The sequence below is a fragment of the Herbiconiux moechotypicola genome, assembly GCF_024979255.1.
Lineage (GTDB): Bacteria > Actinomycetota > Actinomycetes > Actinomycetales > Microbacteriaceae > Herbiconiux > Herbiconiux moechotypicola.
Map to the genome: position 1 here is coordinate 197,272 of NZ_JANLCN010000003.1, position 14,846 is coordinate 212,117.

The following is a 14,846-nucleotide window of genomic DNA, read 5'->3' on the forward strand; positions in this document are numbered from 1 at the left end:
CCATGTCCACACTCACTCTCGACACCGCTCAGCTGCTCATCGCCGCGGCCCTGGAGCACGCCGCCCAGATCGGCGTACCCTCCACGGTCACGGTCATGGACACCGGGGCCCGGGTGGTCGCCACCGCCCGCATGGACGGCGCGCCCCTCGTCTCGATCGACTCCAGTGCCGCCAAGGCACGCACCTCGGTGTTCTTCGGCGGCGCCGCAACCGGCGACCTCGCCGGAGCCGTGCAGCCCGGAGCGCCCCTCTACACGATCGGGGCTTCCACCCCGGAGCCGTTGGCCTTCCTCGCCGGCGGGCTCCCGATCGTGATCGCCGGCGAGGTAGTCGGCGCGATTGGTTCGGGCGGCGGCACCCCCGACCAGGACCACGAGGTGGCCGGCCACGCCATCGCCGCGCTCGCCGAGTGACCCGGCGATGAACCAGCGCAGCAGCAGACCGCTCGGCTCGTGGGTGGCCGACGATTACGAGATCGTCGCCGAACTCCGCGACAACATGCCGACCGGGCTCACGGTGACCGACGACGCCCGGGTGTTCGTCTCGTTCCCCCGCTGGGGCGACGACGTGCCGTTCACGGTGGCGGAGATCGTCGACGGAGACCCGGTTCCCTACCCGGATGCGGGTCTCAACGAGTGGGAGCCGGGCGGCGACCCCGACCGGCTTGTGTCGGTGCAGAGCGTGGTCGCCGACGGCCGCGGGTCGCTCTGGCTGCTCGACACCGGCGCCCCTTCGTTCGAGCCCTGGGTCGATCAGGGCCCGAAACTGGTGCAGATCGACCTCGCCACCGCCGCCGTGGTGCGGGTGCTCCGACCCACACCGGGAGTGCTCACCCCCACCAGCTACCTCAACGACGTGCGGTTCGACTTCAGCCGCGGCCGGGCGGGAACCGCCTACCTCACCGACTCGGATGCTGTGGGCTCGCTGCTGGTGGTCGATCTCGACTCGGGCGCCTGGTGGAGCCGGCTGCGCGGCCACGACAGCACCAAAGCCGTCGACGGGTTCCGGGCGATCGTGCAGGGAGTGGTGCGGGAGAACTACCGCGTGGGTGCCGACGGAATCGCCCTGAGCGCTGACGGAAGCCGCCTCTTCTACTGCCCCCTGTCGAGCCGCCGGCTCTACTCCGTGTCGACCGCGGCGCTCGCCGACCGTGCGGTCGGCGACCTGGAGGTGGCGGCCACCGTGCTCGACCACGGTGACAAGGGCGCATCCGACGGCCTGGAATCGGACTCGTCGGGTGCGGTCTACGCCACGGCGTACGAGCACTCGGCGGTCGTGAAGCGCTCGGCCACCGGGGAGTGGACAACCGTCTTCCACGGAGCGGACCTGCTCTGGCCGGACACGCTGGCGTTGGGTGCCGACGGGTACCTCTATCTCAGCGCCAACCAACTGCCGCGCTCGCCGCTGTTCAACGGCGCCGACGACAGGCTGCCGCCGTACCTCATCGTGCGGGTCGAGGTCGATTCGACTCCCGTGCGCCTGGGCTGAGCGGTGTCGGTGCTCCTCTCGGCCACCGGCCTCGGCAAGGAGTTCCGCGGCCCACGTCGCGGAGCGCCCACCAGGGTGCTCCGCGACGTGACGCTCTCCGTGGCCGAGGGAGAGTTCGTGGCGGTGGTCGGTCCAAGCGGCTCGGGCAAGTCGACGCTGCTGGCGTGCCTGGCAGGGCTGGAGCCGGCGACGTCGGGGAGGGTCGAACTGGCGGGGATCGACCTCTCCACGCTCGGTCTCAGTGGACTCGCCCGACACCGCCGCCGTACGGTGAGCGTGATCTTCCAGGCCTACAACCTGCTGCCCACCCTGACCGTGCGGGAGAACGTGGAACTGCCGGCGAGACTGGCTCACCGACGCCCCGACGAGCGGGACGTGATGTCGGCCCTCGATGAACTGGGACTGCTCGCCTGTGCGGACCGGCTGCCCTCCGAGCTCTCGGGTGGACAGCAGCAGCGCACCGCGATCGCGCGTGCCATCGTGGCGGCGACTCCGGTGCTGCTGGCCGACGAACCCACCGGCGCTCTCGACCAGGCCAACGGGAGAGTCGTGCTCGAACGGCTCGCGGCCACGGCCGGCGCCCGGCGCGCGGTGCTGCTGGTGACCCACGACCTCGACGCCGCCGCACGGTGCGATCGGGTGCTCGTGCTCCGTGACGGCCGGCTGGTGAACGAGCTCGTCAGCCCCACCTCCCGGCAGGTCTTCGACGCCGTGGCGGCCACGACGTGATCAGACTGGTATTGACCGACCTGCGCTCGGCACTGGGGCTCTGGGTCGCGACCGCGGTCGTCGTGATGGTGGCCGCCGCGGCCTTCGTGGTGCCGGCCTCGCTCGTGGAGACGGGGGCCCGTCTCCAGGGTGTGCGAGCACTCGCCGTGTTCTCCCTCGCCGGAACCACCACGGCGTTCACGGTGGCCGCAGCTTCTTTGGTCGTCTCGAGGGCCGCGTCCGACCTCGTGCGCGTACGACGTGCCGAGGTGGGACGCTGGCTGGTGGTCGGAGTGCTCCCCGCTGCGATACCGCGAATCGTCGGAGCACAGCTCGCCCTCGTGTCGACCGGCGCGAGCATCGTGGGTGCCGCGCTCGGCGCCGTGGTGGCACCTCCCCTGATCGCCTGGGCGCTCGCTACGGCGTCGGGTCTTTCGGGCGTGCGACCGACCATCGGCCCCTGGGCGATCGGAGCGGCGGCGGCACTGACCGTGGTGATCGCCACCGGCGCGGGACTGCGCGCGGCGCGCGCGGTGGCATCCAGCCCTCCCCTGCAGCTGCTGTCGGAGACGACTCCGAGCCGCGCGCGACGTCGGTGGCCGAGGGTCGTCGGCGTGCTCGTGATCCTCGCCGTCGTCGCGCAGATGGTGATCACCCTGCCCTCAGCGGTGGATGCCGGGGCACAGCAGCTCCTGCTCATCGGACCTCTCACCGTCGTCTGCGTGGCCTTGGGCGGCATCCCGATTCTCCGAGCGGTCGTGAGCGTCACCGCTGCGATCCTGCCCCGATGGTCGGTGACCACGTTCGAGCTCTCCCGCGACGCGCTGATGCGAGCCTCCGAGCGTCTCGGGGCGGCGAGCCCGTTCGTCGTCGCGATCGGCCTGCCCGTGGCGTTCCTCGACGGTGTCGCCCTCTCGGCGTCGCTGGCGGGCGACGGAGTCGGGCCGTCTGCCGGGTGGCCGTCGGCGACCTTGATCCTCGCGGGCCCCGTGGCGCTGGCGATGGCGGCGGGGTTCGCCGCAGTGCATGCCAGGCGCCCCTCCCGTGAGGCCGATCTGGTGGTACTCACCGCGCTCGGCGCGTCGCCGCGCATGAGACTCGCCGTCGTCGTCGCGGAGTCGATGACGATCGTGCTCGCCGCCGCCGTCATCGCCGCCCTGGCGACGCTCACGGCACATGCCGCCGCCCTCATCTCGCTCGGCGCCGTCGCGCATCCGCCGACCACTCTCGACGCCACGCCGTGGCTCGTGCTCACCGGCATCGCCTGCGCCGTGGCACTTCTCGCTTCTCCCCACGAAAGGACATCACCATGGAGACACTGAAGATCGGACAGTTCACGATCACCGTGATCGACGACGGGATCGGGCACCTGCCCCCGTCGATGTATCCGGGGTCGGTGCCCGCCGACTTCGACGGCGTCACCGACCAGCACGGTACCGTGACGATCCGCGCAGGCGCCTTCCTCGTCGAGGGGCCGCACGGGACCGTGCTCGTGGATGCCGGCGCAGGCGTGATGGCGCTGCCCTTTCCCGATGCCATGACGCAGGCCGACGAGCTCGAGTCGCCGCCCGACCACCTCATGAAGAGCGGCAGGCTGCCCGAATCCCTGCGAGACGCAGGGGTGGAGCCGACCGCGATCGACGCGGTGCTGATCACCCACCTGCACTCGGACCACGTCGGCTGGATCATGACGGGGCATCGACCGACCTTCGGTTCCGCGATCGTCTACTACCCGGAGCTCGACTGGCCCACGCTGGTCGATGCGGCCGACCCGGCTGATCCGGGCCGGATCGTTCTCGAACACGCGGCCGAGGCGGGGATCCTCCGCCCCTATCCGAGCGCCGACGCCGAGATCCTGCCGGGCATCCGCGCAGTCACGGTGCCCGGCCACACGCCGGGCAGTGTGGTGGTGGAGCTCGCATCCGAGGGTCAGAAGCTCTGGTTCACCGGTGATCTGATCGAGCTTCCGGCGCAGCTCCAGCACGACCGCATTCACTTCGCCACCGATGCGGATCGAGGGGCGGCCGGCGAAGCACGCACGAGACTGTTGCGCGAGGCCCGCGAAGGAGGGGTGGTCATCGTGGCGTCGCACCTGATGGCGCCGACCTTCCGGCTCATCGGCGCCGACGGCGACTGGGTCGACGCCGCCGCGGTCGGGAGATGATCACCGCACCAGGTTCTCAATCGACTCACTGAGCGTGCGCTTCTCCCCCGCATCCAGCCGCCCGGTGTAGGGCGCGAGGGCCTGCCGCAGCGCCACCTCGATGCGCGCGGCGACCTCGTGCCCGAGCGGGGTGAGCACCACGTCGACCGCGCGGGCGTCGCCCTCGTTCGGCACGCGCTCCATCAGCCCCTGCTTCTCGGCGCGGGCCACCAGGCCGCTCATCGTCGAACGCTCGAGCCCGAGATAGGCGGCGAGGTCGCTCATCCTGAGCCGCCGGTCGCGCAGGATGGCGAGCACGCGCAGCTGGGTGAGCGAGAGGCCGGCGTCGCCGGCGAGGTCGCTGAGCGCACCCATCGTGAGAAAGGCGATGCGCCCGAGTGCGTCGACCAGCCGGTCGTCGGCGGAGTTCGGATCCATGTCGGGAGTCTAGTTGATTTCCTTCGTGTCACGAACTACTTTAGTTCGTATTACGAATGAAAGGCAGTGTCATGAAGGCAGCAGTCATCTCCGATTTCGACCGTGCCCCTCGCTGGCAGGAGTTCCCGGAACCCGAGCCAGGGCCCAGTGAGGAGGTCGTCGACGTCGTCGCGGCGGCGCTCCACCCGCGGGTGCGCTCGCAGGCCGACGGCTCGCACTACACGAGCGCGGGCGTGCTCCCCCTCGTGCCGGGGGTCGACGGCGTGGGCCGCTTCGCCGACGGCTCGCTGCGCTATTTCGCCACGGCGAGCGACACCAGGGGCACAATGGCCGAGCGCACCGCGGTCGACCCGCGCGCGAGCGTGCCGCTCCGCGAAGGCGCCGACCCCGTGGCCGTCGCCGCCGCCGTCAACCCGGTCATGTCGTCGTGGGTCGCCCTGCGTCGGCGCATCGACTTCCGGCCCGGCGGCAAGGTGCTCGTGCTGGGCGCGACCGGCGCCTCGGGCCGGGCGGCCGTGCAGGTCGCCAAGCTTCTCGGTGCCGCGTCGGTCGTGGCGAGCGGCCGCGACGCCACGCGGCTCGGCGCACTGCTCGACCTGGGTGCCGACGCCGTGGCGCCCCTGGGCGATACCGCCGCGCTCGCGGCGGCCGCCTCCGACGTCGACGTCGTGCTCGACTACGTGTGGGGCGCACCCACGGCCGACGCGATGCGCGCCCTCGTCACCGCGCGCCACGAGCGGGGCGCACGCCTCGACTGGGTCGCGATCGGATCGACCGCTGGTCAGGACGCCCCGATCCCCTCGGCGGCGCTCCGCGCATCCGGACTCACGATCGTCGGCAGCGGGCAGGGATCGGTGGGCCGAGCGGCCTTCGTGGCCGAACTGCCGGGCATCGTCGAGGCGATCACGAGCGGCGCGGTCGTCACCGACACCGCGACACGGCCGATGAGCGAGGTGGAGTCGGCGTGGTCGCAGCCCGTCGGCGGGGGCGCCCGCCTTGTGCTCACGACGTGAACGGCACCACGCGGTAACCTCGGAGCGACCGGACGACGGATGCCCGGCAGGCTGGGGGCGACGGATGCACGACTTCGACACGATCGTGATCGGCGCCGGCGTCGCCGGGCTCACGGCGGCGCGGCTGCTGGCGAGGGCCGGTCGGAGCGTCGTCGTGCTCGAGGCGCGCGACCGGGTGGGCGGCCGAGTGTGGACCGACCGCAGCGACGGCTTCGTGACCGATCTCGGCGCATCCTGGATCCACGGCATCGTGGACAGCCCGGTCGCCGAGGCGGCCGAGGCCTTCGGGATGCGCACGGTCGAGTTCACCGTGGGCGGTTACCAGGTCGACAGCCGGCCCATCGCCTACTACGGCCCGGATGCGCGGCGACTCGACGACGACGCGGCGCGGCGGTTCGCCGCAGACGTGCACGCCGCCGACGCCGAACTGTCCCGGGTGATCGCGGATTCCGACCCGGAGGCGTCGTACCGCACCGTCACCGAGGCGGCGATCGCCGCGCAGGGGTGGGACCCCGAACGGGCCCAGCGGGTGCGCGAGTACTTCGAGCACCGCTCCGAGGAGCAGTACGGCGCCTGGATCGACGACCTCGCCGCGCACGGCCTCGACGACGACTCGATCGACGGCGACGAGGTGGTGTTCCCCGACGGCTACGCCTGCCTGCCCGAGCACCTCGCGGAGGGTCTCCACGTGAGGCTCGGGCACGTGGTGTCCCGGGTGTCGTGGGGTGCGGGCGGGGTGACCGTCGACACCGATCGCGGCGAGTTCTCCGGGGCCGCCGTGATCGTGACGGTGCCCGTGGGGGTGCTGAAGTCCTCGGGTTTCGTGATCGATCCGCCGCTGCCCGATGCCGTCGCCGAACCGCTCGGCCGGCTCGAGATGAACGCGTTCGAGAAGGTGTTCCTGCGGTTCCCGTCGAGGTTCTGGGACGACGGCGTCTACGCCGTGCGGCAGCAGGGCCCGGAGGGGGCGTGGTGGCACTCCTGGTACGACCTCACCGCGCTCCACGGCGAGCCGACGCTGCTCACCTTCGCCGCGGGACCTGCGGGCGTCGCCATCCGTTCGCTCGACGCCGATGCCGTGGTGGAGTCCGTGCTCACGCAGCTGCGGCGGCTCTACGGCGACCGCGTCGAGCAGCCCACCCGGGTCGACATCACCGACTGGCAGGCTGACCCGTTCGCACTCGGCTCCTATGCCTACATGACGCCGGGCTCGCGCACCTCCGACCACGACGAGCTCGCCACACCGATCGGTGGCGTGCTGCACCTCGCGGGCGAGGCCACGTGGACCGACGACCCGGCCACGGTGACCGCGGCGCTCTGCTCGGGGCACCGGGCGGCCTGCCGCGTGCTCGGGCGCGAGGTGCCGATCGCCGAGGCGTGGGCGCCGTAACTTCTGCATAAGAAACCGGGGGGCCAAGCCCTCACAGAGCCTGCCACCCCGGTTTCTTATGCAGAAGTTACGCGACCACCTTGCGCCGTAGCCGTTCGCGCAGCTCGGCGCCCTCCCTCCGGATGACCCGGATGTCGCCGTGCACGAGCTCGAACCCCTCCACCACGACCCGCCCGCCCACGAGCACGGTGCGAGCCCGCAGCGCCGACCCCGAGAACACGAGATGGTCGACCGCGCTCTCCCCCGTGCCCTCGAAGAACTGCGGTGCGTCGAACACCGCGAGGTCGGCCTTCATGCCGGGCTGGATCGACCCGATCAATCCGCCGTAGCCGAGCGCCCGGGCCCCGTTGCGCGTGGCCATCGCGAACGCCTCGGCGCTCGTGACGGCCGCCGGGTCACGCCGATGGCGGTGCAGCATCGCCGCGAGCCCCATCTCGCGTCGCGCGTCGAGCGTGTTGTTGCACGCCGCCCCGTCGATTCCGAGCCCCACGTTGACGCCGTTCGCCAGCAGCCTCGGAATGTCGGCGATGCCCGACCCGAGCTTGAGGTTCGCGCTCGGGCAGTGGGCGACGGTCGTGGCGGTGTCGGCCAGCAGCCGCACCTCGTCGTCGTCGAGCCACACGGCATGGGCCACGACCGCACGCCGCGTGAGTGCCCCCACCCGGTCGAGATAGCGGATGTCGCGGCCGCCGTTGGCCCCCGCGACGGCCTCGGACTGGCCCCGGTTCTCGTTCACGTGGGTGTGCACCACGAGGTCGGTTCGCGTGGCGAGCTCGAGCGCGTCGGCCCACATGCGAGGCGTGGCGGCACTCGGCGATCGGGGCGACACGGCGGCGCGGATGCGCCCGTCCTCCACGCCGTGCCAGGTGCGCACGAGCCGCAGCAGATCGGCCCAGGCCTCCTCGGTGCTCTCCGCCACCAGCACCGTGCCCGGCTCCTGCCGGTCCATGATGGCCTTGCCGATCGTGGCCCGGGCACCGAGCTCGACCGCGGCCTCGAAGGCGCTGTCGGTGTGCCGCGCGGTCTCCATGCTGAGGAACGAGGTGGTGCCGGTGAGCAGCATCTCGGCCACGCCGAGCCGCGCCGACACCCCGAGGGAGGCGGCGTCCAGCCGCTGCTCGAGCGGCCAGATCCAGCGGTCGAGCCAGGTCATCACGTCGAGGTCCTCGGCGAGCCCGCTGAACGCGGTCTGGCACAGGTGCACGTGGGTCTGCACGAACCCCGGGCTCACGATGCACCCACCGGCGTCGATCTCGCGATCGGCGGCACCCCGCCAGCGCCCCTCGGCCTGCACGACGGTGTCGCCCTCGATCACCACATCGGCGACGCGCTCGCCGGTCGCGGTGATGACGGTGCCGCCCCGCACGACGGTGACGGAAGCGGTCATCCCGCGCGCACCTCGAGCCGGCGCTCCTCGCCCGAGCGCGCCTCCCCGAACAACCGCTCCCGCAGCGTCGACGCCTCGGGCGACTCGCGCACCTCAGGCACCCGCCCTCGCCGCCGCAGCTCCGGCATGACGAGCGCGCAGAAGTCCTCCACATCGGCGCTGCCGAACAGCGGGTCGAGCATGAAGCCGTCGAGTCCCGTGGCGTCGACCAGCTCCTCGATGCCGTCGGCCACGCCCACGGCGTCGCCCGTGAACTGGAACCCCCGGATGCCCTTCCCCGTGAGCTGCGCGAGGATCTCCCCCACCGACGGCCCCGAGCCGTCCGGCCCCACGAACCGGTCGATGTTGCTCTGGCCCATCTGCCCGACGACCTCGTCGAGCGACTGCTGCGACAGCGGCAGCGACCGATCGAGGGAGAGCAGGTCGATGCCGGTGTTGGAAGCGAACATGGCCGCCGCGACCTCCTCGGTCTGCAGCGCCTCGAACTCCGCCCTGAGACGGTGGGCGTCGGATGCGCGCGCCGCGATCAGCGCCGACAGCGTCACCACCACACGCAACGAGCCGGGGTCGCGCCCGACGGCCACCGCCCGGGCACGCAGGTCGGCGATCGTCGCGGCGGTCTGCTCCACGGTCGAGCCCTGGATGAGCACGCAGTCGGCGTTGCGCGCCGCGAACTCCCTGCCCCGTTCGGAGGTCCCGGCCTGGAAGATCACCGGAGTGCGCTGGGGCGACGGATCGACGGTGAGGTAGCCCGACGACCGGTAGTAGGTTCCGTCGTGCTCGATGCGGTGCAGCCCCGCGGGGTCGGCGTAGAGCGGTCGCGCCGGGTCGGCGACGAGAGCACCGTCGTCCCACGACTCCTCCCAGTACCGGCGGGCCAGGTCGAGCGCCTCCTGCGCCATCTCGTAACGGTCGTCGTGGCGCCGCATGCGTTCGTGCCCGAACAGCTCGGCGACGACGTTCTGGATCGACCCGGTCACCACGTTCATCCCGAGCCGCCCGCCGGCGAGATGGTCGAGGGTGGCGAAGCGTCGAGCGGTCTCGAAGGGATGGTGCAGGCCGGTGGTCTCGGTGACCACGAGCCCGAGCCGGGTCGTGGCGTGCGCGAGCACGGGCAGCAGCACCTGGGGGTCGAGCAGGGGGAAGTTGATGCCGTACTCCGCCGCCGCGTCGATCATCTCGCCGCGGAGCGTCGGGTAGCCGAAGGAGTCGGCGAAGAAGAGGAAGTCGAACCCCTCCTCGTCGAGCAGCCGCGCCAGGCGCACCCAGTGCTCGAGGTCGTGGAACGCGGTGAGGTCGCTCCGCGGATGGGTCCAGGCGCTCACCCCGCGCGCGCTGGGCGAGCCGAACATCTGGAAGGCCCCGACATAGATCCTGTTCACGCATCCAGTATTGTCCATTGTTGGGCAATGCCGCCAAACCCGGCGGCGCCCTTTAACACAGCCGTTACACGACGCGAGGAGAACGCATGAGAACCGCCCGGCTCGGAGAGCGCGGACCACTGGTGAGCACCGTGGGGCTCGGCACCATGTCGCTCCTCACCTCGAACGACCAGGATGCGGTCACCCGGCTGGTGCACGAGGCCCTGGATGCGGGCATCACCCTGGTCGACACCGCCGACGTCTACTGCGACGGCGCGGTGGAACGCGCACTCGCCCCAGCGCTCCGCGGCCGCCGCGACGAGGTCGTGCTCGCCACCAAGGCCGGCCTCCCGATGGACGGCGACCCGCTCCGCTCCGGAGGGTCGGCCCGGTGGATCACCCAGGCGGCCGACGACAGCCTCCGCCGGCTCGGCACCGACCGCCTCGACCTGTTCCAGCTGCACCGCCCCGACCCGGCCACGCCGATCGAGGAGACGATGGCGGCCTTCGACGACCTCATCCGGGCGGGCAAGGTGCGCTTCGCCGGCTCGTCGGTGTTCCCCGCCGAACTGCTCGTGCAGAGCGCCTGGGCCGCCTCCGACGCCGGGAGCGCGCCGCTCGTGAGCGAGCAGGCGCCCTACTCCGTGTTCGTGCGCGGGATCGAGGCCTCCGTGCTGCCCACGGCGCGGCGGCTCGGGATGGGCGTGATCGCGTGGGGGCCACTCAACGGCGGATGGCTCACCGGCAAGTACCGGCGGGGTGCGGCGGCGCCCGAGGGCAGCCGTGCGGCGAGCGGCAACCCGTTCGTGCGCGCCGACGACGAGACCAAGCTCACCCTCGTCGAGCGCCTCTCGACCGTGGCTCACGACGAAGGAGTCGACCTCACCTCGCTGTCGCTCGGCTGGGCGCAGGAGCATCCAGCCATCACCTCGATCCTCGTCGGCCCGCGCACGAGCGGCCAGCTGCACGAGCTGCTGCAGGCCTCGGAGACCGTGCTGAGCACCGCAGCGCTCGACGCGATCGACGCGATCGTGGCCCCGGGAACGAACGTCGACCCGAGGAACGCGGGATGGACCTCCCCCGCTCTGTCACCCGGTGAACGGCGGCGCGAACGCGCCTGAACCCGCAGGCGGTGGGCTCAGAGCGAGTCGAGGGTCAGCGCATCCGCCCCTTCGGGGTCGTCGCCCACGGCGAGCACCACGGCGTCGAGCCGGATGAGGTACTTGGCCAGGAAGACCGGCTTGCCGCCCTTGCTCAGCACCGAGGTGAGGCTCGTGAGATGCCCGCGGGGCACGAGGTTGAACCCGGTGCGCGACCGCGACGAGCCGCCGGCGCCGAAGCGCCAGAGAGAGGGCGCGCACTTCGAACGGAACTGGGCGCCGAAGGCGGCGAGCATGGTCTGCTGCCGATCGCTCTCCCGGCCGACGAGGTGCACCGGGATGCCGGGATCACCGGTGGGCACGAACTCGATCGCCGACGCGACGGGCTCGCTGTCGAGCAGGAACAGGCTCTCGCGGCACAGCAGCTCGCCGTCGCCCTCCGGCAGGTCGAGCAGCACCCGGCTCCAGTTCGTGACCGAGAGCCGCTCGGTGCGCACGACGTCGACGGTGAGCGGCCCCGAGGCCTGCAGCATCTCCTCGAGCGGGGCGTTGAACGCCGGCGGTTTCGACGAGGGGCGGGCGAGCTGGCGGCGGCGCGGGTCGGCGCCGCGCTCGATCACACCGTCTTCTTCGAGCAGCCGGAGCGCCTCGCGCAGCACCGTGCGACTCACGCCCAGGTCGGCGGAGAGCTCGATCTCGGGCGGGATGGTGTCGCCCGGCTGCCCGTTCAGCCGCAGCGCCTCGACCAGGCGGTCGTAGACCTGCACCGACAGCGGGCGCCGGTCGCGCACGGGCCGCACGCGGAGTGGTTGCTCGTCAGACAATGCCTGGCCTCTCGTCGAATACACCACTGTATAGCCGACGGGCGCTCATGTGTCGCGCACATTGCCGACGTAACAGCTGTGTTAACAACACCTCACCCAGCTTGGCTCATTGCTAAACAATGGACAATAGTCGTCTACATGCACCACTCCTCCTCCCCCGTGCTCGCCATCTGCGGGTCGTTCAGCTTCGACAGCGTGCTGTCGATGGACGGCCGGCCGATCGTCGGCAAGGTCGGCGGGAACGCCCTCTGGTCGGCGCTCGGCGCCCACATCGCGGGCGTCTCCCCGCGCATCCTCACCCTCGTGGGCACCGACTACCCGTCGCGGGTGCTGAGCACCCTGAGCGGGGCCGGGCTCGACGTGTCGGCGGTCATCCCGATCGACCGCCCGCACCCGGTGCGCATCACCTTCGCCCACCTCGCCGACGGCGGGCGGGTGCAGCCCGTGCCCGCCGAGATGATCGCGCACCTCCCCGAGAACGTGCGGGCGCACTTCGTCGACACCACGATCGACCCCGCCACCCTCCGGCTCGGGGCGCCCCAGGGCTTCCAGATCCCGGAGGCGTGGCTCGGCGAGGTCGACCACTGGCACCTCCCCCTGCTGCCGCTGGAACGCCATCGCAGTCTCGTCGGCCGGCTCACCGAGGCGTCGGGCACCGTGCAGACCGACTGCCCGGCCCGCTCGGACCTCCTCGGAGACCCCTACGGACGCCTCGCCCTCACGCTGCCCGACATCGACGTCTTCCTGCCCAGCACCTCCGACTTCGACGTGGTGGCGGCGGGCAGCCCACTTCCCGCGACGATCGGGCTGCTGCAGCAGGCGGGTGCCAGGAGCCTCGTGGTGAAGGCGGGCCCGGAGGGCGCCTTCGTCGTCGACGGGCCCGAGATCTGGCGCGTGCCGGCCCATCCCGACGCCCCCGTCGACCCGACCGGGGCGGGCGACGCATTCTGCGGAGGGTTCCTGGTGGGCCGCGCCCTGCAGAACGACCCGGTGGCCGCCGCGGCGCTCGGCGCCGCCTCCGCCTCGTTCGCCGTGGCCACGGAAGACCCGCTCGAGCTCGTGGAGGTCGATCCGGAGGAGGTGCGCCGGCGCGCTCGCGAGATCCTCGCCGCCGCCCACCGGGTCGAGCTCTCCGATCTCCCGGGCACCGCGGTGCAGGAGGGAGCGGCATGATCGCCATCGGAGTCATCGGCCGCAGCTGGCGCGAGGGCGAGTCGCTCGCGCCCCACATCCTCGAGACGGCCGAGGCCGTGGGCCGCGGCGTGGCCGAGGCCGGCGCCGCCCTCATCTCCGGGGGCACCGGCGGGGTGATGGAGGCGGCCTGCAAGGGCGCCTTCGAGGCCGGCGGACTCACCGTCGGGTTCCTCCCCTACGCCGACCGCGCCAAGGCGAACCCCTACCTCACGCTCGCCTTCCCCACCGGGATGGGCACCATCCGCAACGTGCTCACCGCCCGGTGCTGCGACGCGATCGTGATGGTGGGCGGCGGCGTCGGCACGCTCAACGAGGTGACCATCGCCTACGACTCCGGCGTGCCCACCGTCGTGATCGAGGGCACCACCGGCTGGGCCGACCGCCTCCGCTCCTCGATCGAGGACGGGCAGTGGCTGGACGACCGCCACGTCACGCCCCTCACCTTCGTCTCCGATCCCGCCTCCGCGGTCTCGGCGGCCCTCGAACGCGCGCGCGAGCCACGCCACGGCTCCCGGCTCGGCGCCTTCACCGGATGGGCGGGGCAGTGACCCGCGCATCCGATCCGTCCCACCCCACCGATCCGCTTCACCGGCTCCATCGGCTCCACGAGATCCACCCCCTGCAAGGCCCTCTCACCATTCCCTCTCTCACACCCAGGAGTACCTCGTGATCACCTCCCCCACCGGCCGCGCCGCACGGCGCGCTTCCCGCTACGCCGCCCTCGGCCTCGCCGCCGCCGCGGCCCTCTCCCTCGCCGCCTGCTCCTCGGGCGCGTCGGGCACCGACTCCACCGATGCCGCGAGCACCGACAGCGCCTCCGACTACGTCTGGACCATGGTCACCGACCAGGCCGGCCTCGGCGACAAGGGCTTCAACGACCTGGCGAAGCTCGGCCTCGACCAGAGCGTCGAGGAGCTCGGCGGCAAGGCGCAGGTGCTGCAGTCGACCGACCAGGCGCAGTACGTCACCAACCTGCAGCAGGCGGTCACCAGCGGGTCGACCGTCACCACCGGTGTCGGCTTCCTGCTCACCGACGCCCTGGTCGAGGTGGCGCAGGCCAACCCCGACGCGATGTTCACCCTCATCGACGCGATCGCCACCGACGAGGACGGCGAGCCGCTGCCGAACGTCGCGAGCGTCACGTTCAAGGAGCAGGAGGCCTCGTTCCTCACCGGCATCGTCGCGGGCCTCACCACCGAGACCGACTCCATCGGCTTCGTCGGCGGCCTCGAGATCCCCGCCGTGCTGCGCTTCTACTCCGGGTTCGCGGCCGGTGTCGCCTCGGTCAACCCCGACGCGACGGTCACCCCCGCCTACGTGGGCAGCTTCGCCGACGCCGCGAAGGCCAAGGAGCTCGCCCTCGGCTTCTACGACCAGGGCTCCGACATCGTGATGGACGTGGCGGGCGGCGGCGGGCTGGGCATCTTCGACGCCGCGAAGGAGCTCGGCGACGGGCACTGGGTGGTGAGCACCGACACCTGCAAGGTCGACCTCGCCCCCGACAACTTCCTCACCTCCGCGGTGAAGGACGTGGCGGGCAGCGTGCTGCGTGAGAACACGGCCGCCGCCGACGGCACCTTCGAGGGCGGTTCGGTCGAGCTCGGCCTGTCGGACGACGGGGTCGGCCTCTGCCAGGACAACATCGACACCATCCCCGCCGACATCCTCGAGAAGGTCGACGCAGCCACCACCGCCATCACCTCGGGCGAGATCGTGCCGCCGGCCACCCCGGAGGAGCTCGAGACCTTCGAGGCGCCCTCCCTGTAGCACCCGGGGTGCCCCGCACCCGCACCCACCCCT

At 71.9% G+C, this 14,846-nt stretch carries 15 protein-coding genes; 11 read left to right on the forward strand and 4 right to left on the reverse strand.

Translation table 11 applies throughout. The features are described from left to right. Positions 1–2: 2 nt before the first annotated feature. The 5 genes from N1031_RS06040 to N1031_RS06060 are packed head-to-tail and all read left to right on the forward strand — an operon-like array spanning position 3 to position 4,360. A complete protein-coding gene (locus N1031_RS06040) occupies positions 3–413 on the forward strand; it encodes a GlcG/HbpS family heme-binding protein (RefSeq protein ID WP_259478705.1) in 411 nt (136 codons plus the stop codon). Positions 414–420: 7 nt separating this feature from the next. Beyond that, positions 421–1,488 (forward strand): SMP-30/gluconolactonase/LRE family protein, encoded by a 1,068-nt coding sequence (locus N1031_RS06045; RefSeq protein WP_259478706.1) that lies wholly within the window; start codon positions 421–423, stop codon positions 1,486–1,488. 3 nt (positions 1,489–1,491) lie between these two features. Next, positions 1,492–2,217 carry an ABC transporter ATP-binding protein gene (locus N1031_RS06050; RefSeq protein WP_259478707.1) on the forward strand — a complete coding sequence of 242 codons (726 nt, stop codon included), beginning with the start codon at positions 1,492–1,494 and terminating at the stop codon, positions 2,215–2,217. An 11-nt stretch (positions 2,218–2,228) separates the two neighbouring features. Then, complete coding sequence (locus N1031_RS06055) at positions 2,229–3,518, forward strand: ABC transporter permease family protein (protein ID WP_259478708.1); 1,290 nt, start codon at positions 2,229–2,231, stop codon at positions 3,516–3,518. Beyond that, a complete protein-coding gene (locus tag N1031_RS06060) occupies positions 3,506–4,360 on the forward strand; it encodes an MBL fold metallo-hydrolase (protein WP_259478709.1) in 855 nt (284 codons plus the stop codon). The genes N1031_RS06055 and N1031_RS06060 overlap by 13 nt, the downstream gene beginning before the upstream one ends. On the opposite strand, the gene N1031_RS06065 is transcribed toward N1031_RS06060, so the two are convergent. Continuing rightward, positions 4,361–4,777: a MarR family winged helix-turn-helix transcriptional regulator gene (locus N1031_RS06065; RefSeq protein WP_259478710.1), complete on the reverse strand. Its 417-nt coding sequence runs from the start codon at positions 4,775–4,777 to the stop codon at positions 4,361–4,363. 71 nt (positions 4,778–4,848) lie between these two features. Between N1031_RS06065 and N1031_RS06070 the strand changes: the two genes are divergently transcribed. After that, positions 4,849–5,790, forward strand: a complete 942-nt coding sequence (locus N1031_RS06070; RefSeq protein WP_259478711.1) for a quinone oxidoreductase family protein — start codon at positions 4,849–4,851, stop codon at positions 5,788–5,790. 64 nt (positions 5,791–5,854) lie between these two features. Next, a complete protein-coding gene (locus N1031_RS06075; protein ID WP_259478712.1) occupies positions 5,855–7,180 on the forward strand; it encodes a flavin monoamine oxidase family protein in 1,326 nt (441 codons plus the stop codon). Between the two features lie 67 nt (positions 7,181–7,247). Here the strand turns inward: N1031_RS06075 and N1031_RS06080 are convergent, their stop codons facing one another. Both N1031_RS06080 and N1031_RS06085 read right to left on the reverse strand, forming a co-directional pair. Continuing rightward, the gene (locus tag N1031_RS06080; protein ID WP_259478713.1) at positions 7,248–8,567 is read right to left on the reverse strand and encodes an amidohydrolase family protein; all 1,320 of its coding nucleotides are present in this window, start codon (positions 8,565–8,567) and stop codon (positions 7,248–7,250) included. After that, complete coding sequence (locus tag N1031_RS06085) at positions 8,564–9,949, reverse strand: NtaA/DmoA family FMN-dependent monooxygenase (protein WP_259478714.1); 1,386 nt, start codon at positions 9,947–9,949, stop codon at positions 8,564–8,566. Before N1031_RS06085 ends, N1031_RS06080 begins: the two co-directional genes overlap by 4 nt. A gap of 86 nt (positions 9,950–10,035) precedes the next feature. Between N1031_RS06085 and N1031_RS06090 the strand changes: the two genes are divergently transcribed. Further along, complete coding sequence (locus tag N1031_RS06090) at positions 10,036–11,049, forward strand: aldo/keto reductase (protein WP_259478715.1); 1,014 nt, start codon at positions 10,036–10,038, stop codon at positions 11,047–11,049. Positions 11,050–11,066: 17 nt separating this feature from the next. Here the strand turns inward: N1031_RS06090 and N1031_RS06095 are convergent, their stop codons facing one another. Continuing rightward, a complete protein-coding gene (locus N1031_RS06095; protein WP_259478716.1) occupies positions 11,067–11,852 on the reverse strand; it encodes a GntR family transcriptional regulator in 786 nt (261 codons plus the stop codon). Between the two features lie 138 nt (positions 11,853–11,990). Between N1031_RS06095 and N1031_RS06100 the strand changes: the two genes are divergently transcribed. From N1031_RS06100 to N1031_RS06110, 3 genes are all read left to right on the forward strand, one after another. Then, the gene (locus N1031_RS06100) at positions 11,991–13,025 is read left to right on the forward strand and encodes a carbohydrate kinase family protein (RefSeq protein WP_259478717.1); all 1,035 of its coding nucleotides are present in this window, start codon (positions 11,991–11,993) and stop codon (positions 13,023–13,025) included. Beyond that, positions 13,022–13,594 (forward strand): TIGR00725 family protein, encoded by a 573-nt coding sequence (locus N1031_RS06105; protein WP_259478718.1) that lies wholly within the window; start codon positions 13,022–13,024, stop codon positions 13,592–13,594. The genes N1031_RS06100 and N1031_RS06105 overlap by 4 nt, the downstream gene beginning before the upstream one ends. A gap of 118 nt (positions 13,595–13,712) precedes the next feature. Further along, positions 13,713–14,813, forward strand: a complete 1,101-nt coding sequence (locus tag N1031_RS06110) for a BMP family lipoprotein (protein WP_259478719.1) — start codon at positions 13,713–13,715, stop codon at positions 14,811–14,813. Positions 14,814–14,846: the final 33 nt, after the last annotated feature.